Consider the following 538-nt stretch of genomic DNA (forward strand, 5'->3'; position numbering starts at 1 on the left):
GAAGGCTCCACCAACCGGAAGACCCAGCATTGCGCCGGGGCGCTGATCCTGCTGGAGAAGCTGAACAGGCCGAACCAGTTGATGCGGATCGCAGAGCGGATTCGATGCTACGACCGCACCCAACTGGACATGGCCGCGCCCGTGTTCGAGGCACCCGAGGCGTTCATTGACGCCTGCCGCCGTCAGGATGCTGCCGCAAGCCGTCAGCGCATTGCTCGCTTGCGCTCTAGGGGCGTGAGCGTGTTCGAGCGCGAGGACGAGCAGTGATGAGCGAGCAGTTGATCGAACTCCCGCAGGGCTGGGTGACGCTTGGCCGCGCCGTTCAGGGCGCTGCTATCGACGCGCAGTCCGATGCGGAGGCCGCTGCGCTCTGGCTGCGGGCGAAGGGCGGACGGTCAGCCAATACCTTCGATTCTTACCGCCGCGAGGCGCTGCGCCTCTTGCTGTGGCTGGGTGAACAGCGTCTGGCGCTGGCCGAGTTGAAGGTGGAGCACGTCCACCTGTACTCCGCGCACCTCGCGAATCCGCCGAAGCACTG

Annotated in this window: 2 protein-coding genes; both read left to right on the forward strand. The window is 66.0% G+C overall.

From position 1 onward, the window contains the following. Positions 1-267: hypothetical protein (locus tag DS839_RS36070; RefSeq protein WP_368912145.1), on the forward strand; the 267-nt coding region annotated here is incomplete at its 5' end. Next, a partial coding sequence (locus tag DS839_RS36075; protein WP_162919033.1) for a site-specific integrase occupies positions 267-538 on the forward strand: 272 nt, incomplete at its 3' end. The genes DS839_RS36070 and DS839_RS36075, both read left to right, overlap by 1 nt.

It is taken from the genome of Taklimakanibacter deserti (assembly GCA_003574785.1).